Source organism: Billgrantia aerodenitrificans (genome assembly GCF_021404405.1).
Classification (GTDB): domain Bacteria; phylum Pseudomonadota; class Gammaproteobacteria; order Pseudomonadales; family Halomonadaceae; genus Halomonas; species Halomonas aerodenitrificans.
The window spans coordinates 35,182-50,458 of record NZ_JABFTV010000010.1 but is presented as its reverse complement, the minus strand read 5'-3'; the positions used below and the strand labels follow the sequence as shown (position 1 = coordinate 50,458).

Here is a 15,277-nt window from a genome sequence, read left to right as displayed (position 1 = left end):
AGATCGTTGCTATGCCGATGTCGCGTGCGGTGATCGCCACCGAATCCGGGGCGAGGGTGATGAACCGGCTGTGCAAGCACTGGGCGCACAAGCTGGAGGTGGAGCAGGGCGCGGAGCAGAGTCGCGTGGCGTTCGAGGGCGGCTCCTGTGTGATGCGCGTCGAGCCGGGCAAGCTGCTGGTAGCCATCGAGGCGCTGGACGAAGAGGTGCTCGATCAGCTCGAGGGCGTGGTGGATTCCCACCTGCAGCGTATGGCGGGCGACGAGGAACTGGCTATCGTCTGGGAAAATTGAGCGCGCCGACGTCGCTCCGCCTGGCCCACCTCGGCATGCTGCTGTGGGCCCTGCTGGTGGGGCTGTCGTTTCCCGCCGTGGGGCTGATGAGCGAGCTGCCGCCGCTGTCGCTCACCGCCCTGCGTTTTGCCATCGCCTGTGCCGGGCTGTGGTGGCTGGCGCGGCGCTCGTCCGACTTCCTCCCGCCCTGGCGGGTGTTGCCGCTCTACACCCTGATGGGGCTGTGCCTGGCCGGTTTCTTCGGCGCCATGTTCTGGGCCGCCCATCACGCCACCGCGCTCTCCATGGCCACCCTCTACGTCACCGTGCCGCTGCTGGCCTACCTGCTGGGGCTCGGTTTTCGCGTCGAGCGGTTGGGCTGGCAGCTGCCGGCCATTCTCGCGCTGGGAGCTGCTGGGGCACTGGCGCTCGCCTTCGCTGAGGCCCGCAGCCACGGCGAAGGCATGCGGGTGGGGGTCGGCGAGGCGGTGTTCTTCCTCGGCTGCGTGTCGTCGGCGCTCTATCCGGTGCTGAGCAAATGGGGGCTGGCGCGGGAGTGGCTGCCAGAGTCGGCGGCGGTACGCACCTTCTGGAGCCTGGGGCTGGGCGGCATCGCCATCGGCCTGCTGGGACTCGCCATCGAACCCGCCACGCAGCTCGTTACCATGCGCTGGCAGGATCTGGCTCTGGTGGTCTATCTCGGGCTCTTCTCCAGTGCGCTCACCTTCTGGCTGATGCAGCGCGCTACCTCGGTGCTCACGCCGGGAGCCGTGACCGCCTACGGCTACATGGTGCCCTTCGTCTCCATGCTGCTGCTATTCGTCAACGCCCCCGAGCAGCTCGGCTGGCACTGGCTGCCGGGCAGCGCTCTGGTGCTCGCCGCCATCGGGCTGCTGCTGTGTCAGGATGGCAAAGCGGCCCGTTAATCCAGCTTGTCGTCATCCGTGGCTTCGCTACCTGGCGTCGCGGCCAGCCGCGCAAAATGGCGGCGAATTTCGGCGTAGAGCTCGCTCACGTCCTCCACGTGACGGCGCGAGAAGTGGAACGGCACCAGCTGGCCGACCCCGGCCGCGGCGGCGATTTCACCGCAGGCGCGGGCGGTCAGATGGCCGGTAAGCCGGGCCTGCTCGGCCTGGTCTTCACGAAACGAAGCCTCGCAGAACAGCACCTCGGCGCCGTGGGCAAGCGCACCTAGGCGCTCGCGGTTTTCCGGCGTGTCGCCGAAGTCGGTGGCATAGACCAGGCGCTGGCCCGGCTGCGCGAACAGCAGTTGCTCGGCCAGTTCGACGACGGAGTGCCGGCTGCCGTCGGGCAGGGCAATCTCGTCTGCGTTGCCTTCCAGCGCGCGCTGCTTGAGCTCGCCGAGCCAGGGGCCGGGCGCCCAGCCGTGGGCGTCCAGGCACTCCTTGCGCACCTTGAGCTGCGTCGCCGGCTCGTAGGCGAAGGCCAGCACCGGGGTGCCGTGATCCAGCGTGGCGGCGCGCACGCGAAAGCCGGGCTCGGCGTGGATCACGCCGCCATCCACCTCGCGTGGGGAGAGTACCTGCATCGGCTGCCCGGCAACGAGGCGATAGTGGGCCAGGCGCTCGCCGTGCAGCTCGAAGACCTCGAAGCGGGGCGCCTTCTCCTCGACCCGGTCCCACAGGATGCCGCGCAGAAAACCATCCAAGTGAGTGGCGAGCCCGGGCGGGCCGTAGACACGGCAGGCCGGATAGTCGCCGATGCGTGAGCGCAGCAGCCACAGGAAACCGCCGACATGGTCGACGTGGGCGTGGCTGATGAAGACGTCGCTGATCTGGTGGGCCAGCCGCGCCGGTAGTCGGCCGGGGTCGCCCAGGTCGAACAGCAGGCTGCGCTTGCGGTGGCGCAGGCGCAGATGCAGCAGCGGGTCGCCGAATACGCCGTTGACCAGCGTGGCGCGCAGTCCATTGAAGCGCAGCGTCGGGCGGGGGCCGGTGGTGTTTTCCTGAGGGGTAGTCGAGAGCGTCGGCTCTTCGCCGGATGCGGTCGACGAGGGGCGAGGATGGGGGCGCGCCGTGCCGAGCTGACCCTCGGCGTTGCGCCGGGCATCGCGAATGACCAGGGTGCGCGGCGTGTTCGTCAGGGGCGGAGTGCGCACGCTGAGCCGATGGCTCTCCACAGCGATGACTTCGCCCATGGCCAGGCTCGTCCCGGCGGCATCGAGCAGGCCGACCTGGCGTCCTGGCCAGGCATGAGGAGCATCGCCGGGCGGCGGGGCGCCGACGATGATCAGCGCCGACAGGTCGAGTTCCCGCGTCTCGGCGCCGTCGAGATAGGCGTCCCAGGCGCCGGTGCGCCACTGGCGGCGCAGCTGTTTGCCGGGGTGGCGCGCCTGAGGGTGCGCGGGCAGGTTCAGCGTCGCCAGGCCAAGGGCGGAGCGCTCATGTGGATACGGATCGCGCTCCTGCGCCGGCGCCAGGCGTACCACGGCACTCACCCGGCCGGCGTTGGCCAGTGCCGGCAGCAGCTCGGCGCCGCCGATACCGCGCTCCACGCCAGGAGCGTCGATGAGCAGCGGCGTCGCGTCGAGCCGTGCGACCATGCGGCGTACGGCTTCTATCAGCGGCAGGCGGAAGCGGGCGCTGTCCAGCGTGGCCAGTGCCTCGATGGCTTCCAGCTGCCAGTCGCCCAGGCGCGCATCCCAGCGCCCCAGGCGCTCATCCCAGTGCCCCAGGCATACGGCGCCGGGCGGGCCGAAGCCGGGCAGACCGGGGTCGGCGGCCAGGCAACGACACACCTGGCCGCGTTCGGCCAGGGCCGCCGCCGCGCTTCGTGCCAGGGTGCTCTTGCCGCTGCCGGGTGGGCCGGTGAGCAGCACGCGCGGATGTCGTTCGAGCAGCTCGACCAAGGCGGCTACGCGGGTGGTGTCGGGCGGCATCGGCTCAGACATGGCGTTCCTTGTGTGGGGGCGTCATGCCCAGTGTGGGCGATTCCGCCGCCGCTGCCCAAGCGCCCGGCCAGCCCGGTCGATGCTCTGATATACTGCTTCGATTCCCACTCGTCAGCTTTCGCAGGAGTCCGCATGACCCGTATCGCCATCGTCGGTGTCGCCGGCCGCATGGGCCGCACCCTGGTCAACGCCGTGCAGGAGGATGCCGGCGCCACCCTGGCCGGCGGTATCGTCGAGCCGGGCAGTTCGCTGGTTGGGGCCGATATCGGCGAGTTGGCGGGGCTCGGCAAGCTGGGCGTCGCCGCGGTGGACTCCCTCGAGGCCATCGTCGACGACTTCGACGTGTTGATCGACTTCACCGCCCCCCAGGTCACGCTGGCCAACCTGTCCTTCTGCGCGGCGCACGGCAAGCGCATGGTGATCGGCACCACCGGACTTGCCGACGACGAGCTGGCCGAGCTTGACGGCTATCGCGAGCGGCTGCCCTTCGTCTTCGCCCCCAACATGAGCGTCGGAGTGAACCTGACCCTCAAGCTGCTCGAGACTGCGGCCCGGGCGCTGGGCGACGAGGGCTACGACATCGAGGTGATCGAGGCTCACCACCGGCACAAGGTCGACGCGCCCTCCGGCACCGCGCTGAAGATGGGCGAGGTGGTGGCCGAGGCGCTGGGGCGCACGCTCAAGGAGCACGGCGTGTTCGAGCGTGTCGGCCAGTGCGGGCCGCGGGACCCCAAGGAGATCGGTTTCGCCACGGTGCGCGCCGGCGACATCGTCGGCGAGCACACGGTGATGTTCGCCACCGAGGGCGAGCGCATCGAGATCACCCACAAGGCCTCGAGCCGCATGACCTTCGCCAAGGGCGCGGTGAGGGCGGCGCGCTGGGTCGCCGACCAGAGTAATGGACGTTACGGCATGCAGGACGTGTTGGGCCTGTAAGCGCAGGGCAAGCCACGCGAGACGCCGGGGACAGGTTGAAAAAAGGAGAGAGGGAGCTGTCGACGGGGTAGTCCCGAGGACATCGCCAACTGCTCTGGACTGCCCGATGGGGGTAGCCGCTGAGCGCCATTTCCTGTAACATCTCCAAAATTTTGGCCGGGCGCCTGAAATACAGCAGTCCAACTGCGCGCTTGTTGCGTGGCCAGCCCCGAGCAAACAGAGACAACAAGCGGGATGAAACCGGTTCCATCGGCTTCGTCCCGCTTTTTTACGAGCCAAATCTGTCGCCGCGACGATAGCCGCCGAGCCTGCGCCCCTCAGGCTCGCACCAGCATGGGAGGACCTTGTCTTGAACAGCCCCGCATTGAGCAGACCCGCGATATTGGCCCTGGAAAACGGCAGCGTGTTTCACGGCACCGCCATCGGCGCCGATGGGCAGACCAGCGGCGAGGTGGTGTTCAATACAGCCATGACCGGCTATCAGGAGATCCTCACCGATCTCTCCTACACCCGACAGATCGTGACCCTGACCTACCCGCACATCGGTAACACCGGCGTCAACGCCGAAGACGTCGAGTCGGGCTCGATCGCCGCCGCCGGCCTGGTGATCCGCGACCTGCCGCTCATCGCCAGCAACTTCCGCTCCGAGCAGTCGCTCTCCGACTACCTCAAGAGCCAGAACGTGCTCGGCATCGCCGATATCGACACCCGCCGCCTGACCCGCATCCTGCGCGACAAGGGGGCCCAGAACGGCGCCATCCTGGCGGGGCGGGAGGCCGAGGGCGAAGACGCCGTCGAGCGTGCGCTGGCCGCGGCGCGGGCGTTCCCCGGGCTCAAGGGCATGGATCTGGCCAAGGAAGTCAGCTGCAAGCAGGCCTACGAGTGGAACGAGGCAGAGTGGGTGCTGGGCCAGGGTAACGTCGATGCCAGTGGCAGCGAGCGCCCCTTCCACGTGGTGGTCTACGACTACGGCGTGAAGTACAACATCCTGCGCATGCTGGCCTCCCGCGGCTGTCGCCTCACCGTGGTGCCGGCGCAGACCCCGGCCAGCGACGTGCTGGCGCGCAATCCGGACGGCATCCTGCTGGCCAACGGTCCCGGCGACCCCGCCCCCTGCGACTACGCCATCAAGGCGATCCAGGAGATTCTCGAGACCAACGTGCCGGTGTTCGGCATCTGCCTCGGCCATCAGCTGCTGGCCCTGGCCGCCGGTGCCAAGACGGTGAAGATGAACCACGGCCACCACGGTGCCAACCACCCGGTGCAGGATCTCGACAGCGGCCACGTGATGATCACCAGCCAGAACCACGGCTTCGCCGTCGACGAGGCGAGCCTGCCGGGCAACGTGCGCGCCATTCACCGTTCGCTGTTCGACGGCACGCTGCAGGGCATCGAGCTGACCGACCGCCCGGCCTTCAGCTTCCAGGGCCACCCGGAAGCGAGCCCCGGACCGCGCGACGTGTCGCCGCTGTTCGACCGCTTCGTGACGATGATGCGTGAGCGCCGCTGAGCGGCGCCGCCTTCGTCTTATCGCCTGCTATCAACGAATCCAGCCGCGGGAACCGACATGCCCAAGCGTACCGACATAAACAGCATCCTGATCATTGGCGCCGGCCCCATCGTCATCGGCCAGGCGTGCGAATTCGACTACTCCGGCGCCCAGGCCTGCAAGGCGCTGCGTGAGGAGGGCTACCGGGTCATCCTGGTCAACTCCAACCCGGCCACCATCATGACCGACCCGGTGATGGCCGACGCCACCTATATCGAGCCGATCACCTGGCAGGCGGTGGAGAAGATCATCGAGGCCGAGCGCCCCGACGCCATCCTGCCCACCATGGGCGGCCAGACCGCGCTGAACTGTGCGCTGGCGCTCGACAAGCACGGCGTGCTCGAGAAGTACGGCGTGGAGATGATCGGCGCCAACGCCGACACCATCGACAAGGCCGAAGACCGCGACCGCTTCGACAAGGCGATGAAGAACATCGGACTGGAGTGCCCGCGGGCCAAGGTCGCCCACTCCATGGAAGAGGCCTGGGAGATCCAGGCCGAGCTCGGCTTCCCGGTGATCATCCGCCCCTCCTTCACCATGGGCGGCTCCGGCGGCGGCGTGGCCTACAACAAGGAGGAGTTCGAGGAGATCTGCGATCGTGGCTTCGACCTCTCGCCCACCAAGGAGCTGCTGATCGACGAGTCGCTGCTGGGCTGGAAGGAGTACGAGATGGAGGTCGTTCGTGACAAGAACGACAACTGCATCATCGTCTGCGCGATCGAGAACTTCGACCCCATGGGCGTGCATACCGGCGACTCCATCACCGTGGCCCCGGCGCAGACGCTGACCGACAAGGAATACCAGATCATGCGCGACGCATCGCTTGCGGTGCTACGCGAGATCGGCGTCGAGACCGGCGGCTCCAACGTGCAGTTCGGCGTCGACCCCAAGACCGGGCGCATGGTGGTCATCGAGATGAACCCGCGGGTGTCGCGCTCCTCGGCGCTGGCCTCCAAGGCCACCGGCTTCCCGATCGCCAAGATCGCCGCCAAGCTGGCGGTGGGCTACACCCTGGACGAGCTCTCCAACGACATCACCGGCGGCCGCACCCCGGCTTCGTTCGAGCCCTCCATCGACTACGTGGTCACCAAGATTCCGCGCTTCACCTTCGAGAAGTTCCCCCAGGCCAACGACCGCCTCACCACCCAGATGAAGTCGGTGGGCGAGGTGATGGCCATCGGGCGTACCTTCCAGGAGTCGCTGCAGAAGGCGCTGCGCGGGCTCGAGACCGGCAATGACGGCCTCGACCCCAAGGTGAGCGAGTTCACCGAAGAGGCGATGCAGCACATCAAGGGTGAGCTGCAGGCCGCCGGCGCCGAGCGCATCTTCTACATCGCCGACGCCATGCGCGCCGGCCTGAGCGTGGAAGAGATCTTCACCCTGACCAATATCGACCCCTGGTTCCTGGTCCAGCTCGAGGAACTGGTGCGTATCGAGCAGGACGTGGCCAAGCGCTCGCTCTCAGAGTTCAGCGCCCAGGAGCTGTTCCGTCTCAAGCGCAAGGGCTTCTCCGACGCGCGCCTGGCCAAGCTGCTCGGCGTTTCCGAGAAGGAATTCCGCAAGACCCGCCAGAAGGCCGGCATCCGCCCGGTCTACAAGCGCGTCGACACCTGTGCCGCCGAGTTCGCCTCGGACACCGCCTACATGTACTCCACCTATGAGGAGGAGTGCGAGGCCGAGGTCAGCGACCGTCAGAAGATCATGGTGCTGGGCGGCGGGCCCAACCGCATCGGTCAGGGCATCGAGTTCGACTACTGCTGCGTCCACGCCGCCTTCGCCATGCGCGACGACGGCTACGAGACCATCATGGTCAACTGCAACCCGGAGACCGTCTCCACCGACTACGACACCTCCGACCGCCTCTACTTCGAACCGGTGACCCTGGAGGACGTGCTGGAGATCGCCGACAAGGAGCAGCCGGTCGGCGTGATCGTGCAGTTCGGCGGCCAGACCCCGCTCAAGCTCGCCCGTGAGCTCGAGGCCGCCGGCGTGCCGATCATCGGCACCACCCCGGACGCCATCGACCGTGCCGAGGACCGCGAGCGTTTCCAGCAGATGATAGACAAGCTGGGCCTCAAGCAGCCGCCCAACGCCACCGCGCGCAGCTTCGACGAGGCCTTCGCCAAGGCCGAGGCGATCGGCTACCCGCTGGTGGTGCGGCCGAGCTACGTGCTCGGCGGTCGTGCCATGGAGATCGTCTACTCCGCCGACGAGCTGGAGAACTACATGACCCACGCGGTCAAGGTCTCCAACGACTCGCCGGTGCTGCTCGACCACTTCCTCAATGCTGCCATCGAGATCGACATCGATGCCGTTTCCGACGGCCACGAAGTGGTAATCGGCGGCATCATGCAGCACATCGAGCAGGCCGGCGTGCACTCCGGCGACTCCGCCTGTGCGCTGCCGCCCTATTCGCTGCCCGCCGAGGTGCAGGACGAGATGCGCGATCAGGTCAAGCGCATGGCCGTCGAGCTCGGCGTGGTGGGCCTGATGAACGTGCAGCTGGCGTGGCAGGACGGCGAGATCTACGTCATCGAGGTCAACCCGCGCGCCTCGCGCACCGCGCCCTTCGTCTCCAAGTGCATCGGCACCTCGCTGGCCCAGATCGCCGCACGCTGCATGGCCGGCAAGAGCCTGGTCGAGCAGGGCTTCACCCGCGAGATCGTGCCGCACTTCTACAGCGTCAAGGAGGCGGTGTTCCCGTTCAACAAGTTCCCCGGCGTCGACCCGATCCTGTCGCCGGAGATGAAGTCCACCGGCGAGGTGATGGGCTCGGGCGAAACCTTTGCCGAGGCCTTCTACAAGGCGCAGCTGGGTGCCGGCGAGGCGATTCCCAAGCTCGAAGGCGAGCGTAAGGCGTTCCTCTCGGTACGTGAACCGGACAAGGCGGGAGTTATCGAGATCGCCCGTTCTCTGCTAGGATTGGGGTTCACCCTGTGCGCGACTCGCGGCACCGCCGCAGCCCTCGAAGCCGCCGGCCTCGAGGTGGAAGTCGTCAACAAGGTCTATGAAGGTCGTCCGCATATCGTCGATCTGCTCAAGAACGACGACATCGCCTATATCGTCAATACCACCGAGGGTCGCCAGGCGATCAACGACTCTTCGGTGATCCGCCGCACCGCACTGGCCCGCAAGGTGCCCTATGCCACTACGTTGGCAGGGGCCAGTGCCGTTTGCATGGCACTGGAATATGGCAACGAGATCACGGTGCGGCGGTTACAGGAACTGCATGCAGGAGCAACGCAATGAACAAGGTCCCGATGACCGTTGCCGGCGAAGCACGCCTGCGCAAGGAACTCGAGGAGCTCAAGAGCGAGGCGCGGCCCAAGGTGATCGCGGCCATCGCTGAAGCCCGTGAGCATGGCGATCTCAAGGAGAACGCCGAGTACCATGCGGCGCGTGAGCAGCAGGGCTTCATCGAGGGGCGTATCCAGGAGATCGAGAGCAAGCTCTCCAACGCCCAGGTGATCGATGTGGCCAAGTTGCCGCAGACCGGCAAGGTGATCTTCGGTGTCACCGTGGAGCTGATCAATCTCGGCAACGACGAGGAGGTCAGCTACCAGATCGTCGGCGAGGACGAAGCCGACATCAAGGCCGGCAAGATCTCCGTCACTTCACCCATTGCCCGTGCTCTAATCGGCAAGGAAGAGGGCGACGTGGTGGTGGTCAGCACGCCGGGCGGCGAGGTCGAGTACGAGATTTCCAGCGTCGATCACCGCTGAGCCCAGCTGAGTTCAGTCCAGCCCGGGCCGGTACGAAAAAGCCCGCGACATCATGTCGCGGGCTTGTTTTTTTAGGCCTTGGCTCTTTTTGGGCCTTGCCTCTGCGGCTTGCTTCAGTGCCGACCGTGGTGGTTCTCGAAGCGCTTGACGTTGGAGAGCTTCGGGTTGGCCTGGGGGCTCTTGCGGTAGAGCAGTGCCATCTTGCCGATGGTCTGCACGCGCTCGGCGCCGCTGGCCGCCAGCAGCTCCTCGAGCATGGCGGCGCGGTCGTCGCGCTCCGGCAGGGCCAGCTTGACCTTGATCAGCTCGTGATCGGACAGCGCCCGGTCGAGTTCCGCCAGCACGCCCTCGGAGACACCGTTCTCCGACACCGTCACCACCGGGTTGAGATGGTGGCCGATGCTGCGAAATGCTTTCTTTTGTGCCTGTGACAAGCTCATGGTATCTTGCGTCTTCCCGGTTGCGCGTAACCTGTCATGGTACGGTGAAATGCGCGCCGGCGAAAGCATGGCAAGGCCCGCCGGGCCCTCGTCCAGCTCTGCATCACACCGAACCGGGCCGGCATGTCTGCGCTCCGCTCGGCGTCTTCAGTCAAGGTGATCGTGTGGCTCGATCCACTTCCTCGTCCCGCAACGGCGCATCCGACGGCTCGCGCCGTCAGCAGCCTGGTGTCAGCAAAGGCAGTGCCAGCAAGGGCAGCGCCGGCAAGAGCAATGCCAGCAAGAGCAATGCCAGCAAGAGCAGCGCCGGCTGGCTCAAGGAGCACTTCGACGACCGTTTCGTGCAGCAGAGCTGGCAGGACGGCTATCGCTCCCGTGCCAGCTACAAGCTGCTGGCGCTCGACGAGAAGGACCGGTTGTTCAAGCCCGGCATGAGCGTGATCGACCTGGGCGCGGCCCCGGGCGGCTGGAGTCAGGTGGCGGCCGACCGCGTGGGTCCTGAAGGCATGGTGATCGCCTCGGACATCCTCGAGATGGATGCCCTGGCCGGCGTCGAGTTCATTCAGGGCGACTTCACCGAGGAGGCCGTGCTGGAGGCGATACTCGCCACCCTCGATGGCAGGCCGGTGGACCTTGTTATGTCCGACATGGCCCCCAATATGAGTGGTATGAGCGCCATCGACCAACCCCAGGCCATGTACCTGGTGGAGCTGGCGCTGGACTTGGCGCGCCAGACCCTGCGCCCCGGCGGTCGCTTCCTGGCCAAGGTGTTCCAGGGCGAAGGCTTCGATGCCTACCTGAAGGAGCTGCGTGAGAGCTTTACCAAGGTGGTGACGCGCAAGCCGGAGGCATCCCGCGCCCGTTCGCGCGAGGTCTACCTGCTGGCAGACGGATTTCGGGGCTGAGCCGCGGCTCGGCCCGACGACACGAGCCAGGGTGCGGCGGTGCCGTCCCTGGGCGATCGACAATAGCTTAAGACTAACAGCTCCATGACCAGACATGGCCGCCCAACTGTGCCACAGTGTGTGGTGGCGCGGGTGCGGCCCGCGAGGCGGAACATGGCCGCTCCATTCGTGGTCTTAGAGCCAGGCATCGTTGGCCGAGAGTAGCTTGCAATGAGGGTAGACCCTTGAATGATATGGCGAAGAATCTGATCCTCTGGTTGGTCATCGCGGCAGTGCTGCTGACGGTGTTCAACAATTTCACCGTCGATACGACACCGCAGACGATGAACTATTCCCAGTTCGTCCAGCAGGTGCAGAACCAGCAGGTCCGCAGCGTGACCATCGACGGCTACCGGATCACCGGCGAGCGCGCCGACGGCTCGCAGTTCCAGACCATCCGTCCGGCGGCGGAAGATCCCAAGCTGATCGACGACCTGCTCACCCATAACGTCACCGTGATAGGTCGCGAGCCGCAGGAGCAGAGCCTGTGGACCCGGCTGTTGATCGCCAGCTTCCCGATCCTCCTGATTCTCGCCATCTTCATGTTCTTCATGCGCCAGATGCAGGGTGGCGCCGGCGGCAAGGGCGGGCCGATGAGCTTCGGCAAGTCCAAGGCCAAGCTGCTCTCCCAGGATCAGATCAAGACCACCTTCGCCGACGTCGCCGGCTGCGACGAGGCCAAGGAAGAGGTCGAGGAGCTGGTCGACTTCCTGCGCGACCCCTCCAAGTTCCAGCGTCTGGGCGGCACCATTCCCCGCGGCGTACTGATGGTGGGGCCGCCGGGTACCGGTAAGACGCTGCTGGCCAAGTCCATCGCCGGCGAGGCCAAGGTGCCGTTCTTCTCGATCTCCGGCTCCGACTTCGTCGAAATGTTCGTCGGCGTGGGTGCGTCCCGCGTGCGCGACATGTTCGAACAGGCCAAGAAGCAGGCCCCCTGCATCATCTTCATCGACGAGATCGACGCCGTGGGCCGCTCGCGCGGCGCCGGCATGGGCGGCGGCAACGACGAGCGCGAGCAGACGCTGAACCAGCTGCTGGTGGAGATGGACGGCTTCGAGGCCAACGAGGGCATCATCGTCATCGCCGCCACCAACCGTCCCGACGTGCTCGACCCGGCGCTGCTGCGTCCGGGCCGCTTCGACCGTCAGGTGGTGGTGCCGCTGCCCGACATCCGCGGCCGTGAGCATATCCTCAACGTGCACCTGCGCAAGGTGCCGCTGGCCGACGACGTCAAGCCGTCACTGATCGCCCGCGGTACCCCCGGCTTCTCCGGTGCCGACCTGGCCAACCTGGTCAACGAGGCGGCGCTGTTCGCCGCGCGGCGCAACAAGCGCCTGGTGGGCATGGAAGAGCTGGAGCTGGCCAAGGACAAGATCATGATGGGCGCCGAGCGCCGCTCCATGGTCATGACCGACAAGGAAAAGCTCAACACCGCCTACCACGAGTCGGGCCACGCCATCATCGGTCTGGTGATGCCGGAGCACGACCCGGTCTACAAGGTCACCATCATTCCGCGCGGTCGTGCCCTGGGTGTGACCATGTTCCTGCCCGAGCAGGATCGCTACAGCCTGTCGCGTCAGCAGATCCTCAGTCAGATCTGCTCGCTGTTCGGCGGCCGTATCGCCGAGGAGATGACCCTGGGGCCGAACGGTGTCACCACCGGGGCTTCCAACGACATCAAGCGCGCTACCGAGCTGGCCCACAACATGGTCGCCAAGTGGGGCCTCTCCGAGGAGATGGGCCCGATCATGTACGACGAGGACGAGTCGCATCAGTTCCTCGGCGGCCCGGGCCAGGGCGGCGGCAAGCTGAAGTCCGGCGAGACCGTCTCCAAGCTCGACAAGGAGGTGCGCAAGGTCATCGACGAGTGCTACGCCAAGGCCAAGCAGATCCTCGAGGAAAACCGCGACAAGCTCGACGCCATGGCCGAAGCGCTGATGCAGTACGAGACCATCGACGCCGATCAGCTCAAGGACATCATGGAAGGCCGTACGCCGCGTCCGCCCAAGGACTGGGAAGACGGTGACTCGGGCACCGGCGCGCCAGTAAGCGGCGAGGCAGAGCCCAAGCCCGAAGCGGAGCCGGCACCGCAGCCGACCGATAGCAGTGGCGACGGCGGCGATGGCGGAGACCACGGTGACGAGGATGAGGACGACGAGCCTCGCCGCCGTCCCTCCGATCCGCTGGGCGGTCCCGCCGGATCGTGAGCCGCGATGCCGACACAGGCGCCCCACCGGGGCGCCTTTGCCGTGGGGCGACCTGACCCGACCCATGTCACAGGATGCATGACATGACAGATTCTCCTTCAGCGATTTGGCTGCCGTGTGGGCGGCATCGTCTGGACCTCTCCTACCCCCGCGTGATGGGGATTCTCAACGTCACTCCCGACTCCTTCTCCGACGGCGGCCGCCATGTCGCCATCGACGATGCCCTGCGTCACGCCGAGCGCATGCTGGCTGAGGGCGCGGCGATCATCGATGTGGGCGGCGAATCGACCCGCCCCGGCTCGCAGCCGGTGGCCACGCAGGAGGAACTGGACCGCGTGGCGCCGGTGGTCGAGCGGCTGGTGTGCGAACTCGATGCGCTGGTGTCGGTGGATACCAGCAATCCCGACGTGATGCGCGAGGTCGCTCAGCTGGGCGCCGGTATGCTCAACGACGTGCGCGCCCTGCAGCGCGAGGGTGCGCTGGAGGCGGCAGTCGGTACCGGCCTGCCGGTGTGCCTGATGCACATGCAGGGCGAACCACGCGACATGCAGCAGGCGCCCCACTACGATGAGCCTATCGAGGAGGCGGTGGCCGGATTCCTCGCCGCCCGGGTGGCGGCCTGCGAGGCCGCGGGGCTGCGTCGTGAGCGGCTGCTGCTCGACCCCGGCTTCGGCTTCGGCAAGACCGTGGAGCACAATCTGCGCCTGCTCAACCGCATGGAGCGCTTGGCCGAACTCGAGCTGCCGCTGCTGGTGGGCATGTCGCGCAAGAGCATGATCGGCAAGGTGCTGGGACGGCCGGTGGAGGAGCGTCTGCCCGGCGGGCTGGCGCTGGCGTCGCTGGCGATCGAGCGCGGCGCACGTATCCTGCGCGTCCATGACGTTGGCCCTGCCATGGATGCGGTGAACATGACCTGGGCCGTGCTTAGGGAAGGCTGCGAGAATGACTAGAAAATACTTTGGTACGGATGGCATTCGTGGGACGGTCGGCGAGTACCCCATTACGCCGGATTTCATGCTCAAGCTGGGCTGGGCCATGGGGCGGGTGCTGGCCCGTGAGTCGGGGCGCGCACGAGTCCTGATCGGCAAGGACACGCGCATCTCGGGTTACATGTTCGAATCGGCCCTGGAGGCGGGCCTCTCCGCCGCCGGCGTCGACGTGGCGCTGCTCGGTCCGATGCCCACCCCGGCGATCGCCTATCTCACGCGCACCTTCCGCGCCGATGCCGGTATCGTCATTTCGGCGTCGCACAACCCCTTTGCCGACAACGGCATCAAGTTCTTCTCCACCGCGGGTACCAAGCTTGCCGATGAGCTCGAAGAGCGTATCGAGGCGATGCTGGACGAGCCGCTGACCACGGTGGCGGCGGACAGGCTGGGCAAGGCGATGCGCATCGACGACGCGGCCGGTCGCTACATCGAATTCTGCAAGTCGACCATTCCCAACCGGGTCAGCTTGCACGGGCTGCGCATGGTGCTCGACTGTGCCCATGGCGCCACCTACCACATTGCGCCCAGCGTGTTCCGCGAGCTGGGTGCCGAGGTCAGCCTGGTCGGGGCCAGCCCCGACGGCCTCAACATCAACCGTGACGTCGGTTCCACCTCGCCGGCCTCCCTGCGGGCGGCGGTGATTCAACAGAGCGCCGACCTGGGCATCGCCTTCGACGGCGACGGTGACCGGGTGCTGATGGTCGATGCCGACGGTCGCGAGATCGATGGCGACGACATCCTCTACCTGATCGCCCGCGACCGCCATCAGCGCGGCCAGCTGGTGGGCGGCGTGGTCGGCACCCTGATGACCAACTTTGGCCTGGCCATGGCGCTCGAGAACATGGGCATTCCCTTCGAGCGTGCCAAGGTCGGCGACCGCTACGTGGTGGAGCGCCTGCTGGCCAATGACTGGCAGCTGGGCGGCGAGTCGTCCGGTCACATCGTCTGCGCCGACGTGCAGAGCACCGGTGACGGTATCGTCTCGGCGCTGCAGGTGCTGGCGATCATGATCAGCGAGGGTAAGCCTCTGCACACGCTGCTCGCCGGGCTGGAGAAGGTGCCGCAGGTACTGGTCAACGTGCGCCTGACGCCGGGCAGCGATGCCAAGGCGCTGATGGCGAGCCCGGCCGTCAAGGATGCCGTGGCCGAGGCGGAGGCGGAGCTGGGCGACGAGGGACGCGTACTGCTGCGCCCTTCGGGCACCGAGCCGCTGATTCGCGTCATGGTCGAAGGGCGCGCGCATCTCGACGTCGAGGGGTTGGCGCAGCGCCTGGCCGCTCAGGTCGAGGGAGAGTTGGGTTGACAAC

12 protein-coding genes are annotated in these 15,277 nt (G+C 66.8%); 10 read left to right on the top strand and 2 right to left on the bottom strand.

Translation table 11 applies throughout. The features are described from left to right. Positions 1-11 precede the first annotated feature (11 nt). Together HOP59_RS17905 and HOP59_RS17900 are read left to right on the top strand one after the other, a co-directional pair. Positions 12-293: a DUF2218 domain-containing protein gene (locus HOP59_RS17905; protein ID WP_234254830.1), complete on the top strand. Its 282-nt coding sequence runs from the start codon at positions 12-14 to the stop codon at positions 291-293. Continuing rightward, positions 290-1,198 (top strand): DMT family transporter, encoded by a 909-nt coding sequence (locus tag HOP59_RS17900; RefSeq protein WP_010625714.1) that lies wholly within the window; start codon positions 290-292, stop codon positions 1,196-1,198. The genes HOP59_RS17905 and HOP59_RS17900 overlap by 4 nt, the downstream gene beginning before the upstream one ends. Here the strand turns inward: HOP59_RS17900 and HOP59_RS17895 are convergent. Then, entirely contained in the window at positions 1,195-3,183 is a 1,989-nt protein-coding gene (locus HOP59_RS17895) for an MBL fold metallo-hydrolase (RefSeq protein WP_010625713.1), read from the bottom strand. The genes HOP59_RS17900 and HOP59_RS17895 overlap by 4 nt on opposite strands. Positions 3,184-3,315: 132 nt before the next feature. Between HOP59_RS17895 and dapB the strand changes: the two genes are divergently transcribed. From dapB to greA, 4 genes are all read left to right on the top strand, one after another. Continuing rightward, the gene (dapB, locus tag HOP59_RS17890; RefSeq protein WP_010625712.1) at positions 3,316-4,119 is read left to right on the top strand and encodes a 4-hydroxy-tetrahydrodipicolinate reductase; all 804 of its coding nucleotides are present in this window, start codon (positions 3,316-3,318) and stop codon (positions 4,117-4,119) included. Between the two features lie 364 nt (positions 4,120-4,483). Further along, entirely contained in the window at positions 4,484-5,629 is a 1,146-nt protein-coding gene (carA, locus tag HOP59_RS17885) for a glutamine-hydrolyzing carbamoyl-phosphate synthase small subunit (protein ID WP_010625711.1), read from the top strand. A 57-nt stretch (positions 5,630-5,686) separates the two neighbouring features. Beyond that, positions 5,687-8,917: a carbamoyl-phosphate synthase large subunit gene (gene carB / locus HOP59_RS17880; protein ID WP_010625710.1), complete on the top strand. Its 3,231-nt coding sequence runs from the start codon at positions 5,687-5,689 to the stop codon at positions 8,915-8,917. Next, positions 8,914-9,390 carry a transcription elongation factor GreA gene (gene greA / locus HOP59_RS17875; RefSeq protein ID WP_010625709.1) on the top strand — a complete coding sequence of 159 codons (477 nt, stop codon included), beginning with the start codon at positions 8,914-8,916 and terminating at the stop codon, positions 9,388-9,390. Before carB ends, greA begins: the two co-directional genes overlap by 4 nt. A 113-nt stretch (positions 9,391-9,503) precedes the next feature. Here the strand turns inward: greA and yhbY are convergent, their stop codons facing one another. Then, entirely contained in the window at positions 9,504-9,830 is a 327-nt protein-coding gene (yhbY, locus tag HOP59_RS17870) for a ribosome assembly RNA-binding protein YhbY (protein ID WP_010625708.1), read from the bottom strand. A 164-nt stretch (positions 9,831-9,994) separates the two neighbouring features. On the opposite strand from yhbY, the gene rlmE reads away from it, so the two are divergent. From rlmE to glmM, 4 genes are all read left to right on the top strand, one after another. Next, positions 9,995-10,735 (top strand): 23S rRNA (uridine(2552)-2'-O)-methyltransferase RlmE, encoded by a 741-nt coding sequence (rlmE, locus tag HOP59_RS17865; RefSeq protein ID WP_010625707.1) that lies wholly within the window; start codon positions 9,995-9,997, stop codon positions 10,733-10,735. A gap of 224 nt (positions 10,736-10,959) precedes the next feature. Next, positions 10,960-12,981 carry an ATP-dependent zinc metalloprotease FtsH gene (gene ftsH, locus HOP59_RS17860; protein ID WP_026037778.1) on the top strand — a complete coding sequence of 674 codons (2,022 nt, stop codon included), beginning with the start codon at positions 10,960-10,962 and terminating at the stop codon, positions 12,979-12,981. Positions 12,982-13,064: 83 nt separating this feature from the next. Then, positions 13,065-13,931: a dihydropteroate synthase gene (gene folP / locus HOP59_RS17855; protein ID WP_026037777.1), complete on the top strand. Its 867-nt coding sequence runs from the start codon at positions 13,065-13,067 to the stop codon at positions 13,929-13,931. Further along, positions 13,924-15,273 (top strand): phosphoglucosamine mutase, encoded by a 1,350-nt coding sequence (gene glmM, locus HOP59_RS17850; protein WP_026037776.1) that lies wholly within the window; start codon positions 13,924-13,926, stop codon positions 15,271-15,273. The genes folP and glmM overlap by 8 nt, the downstream gene beginning before the upstream one ends. Positions 15,274-15,277: the final 4 nt, after the last annotated feature.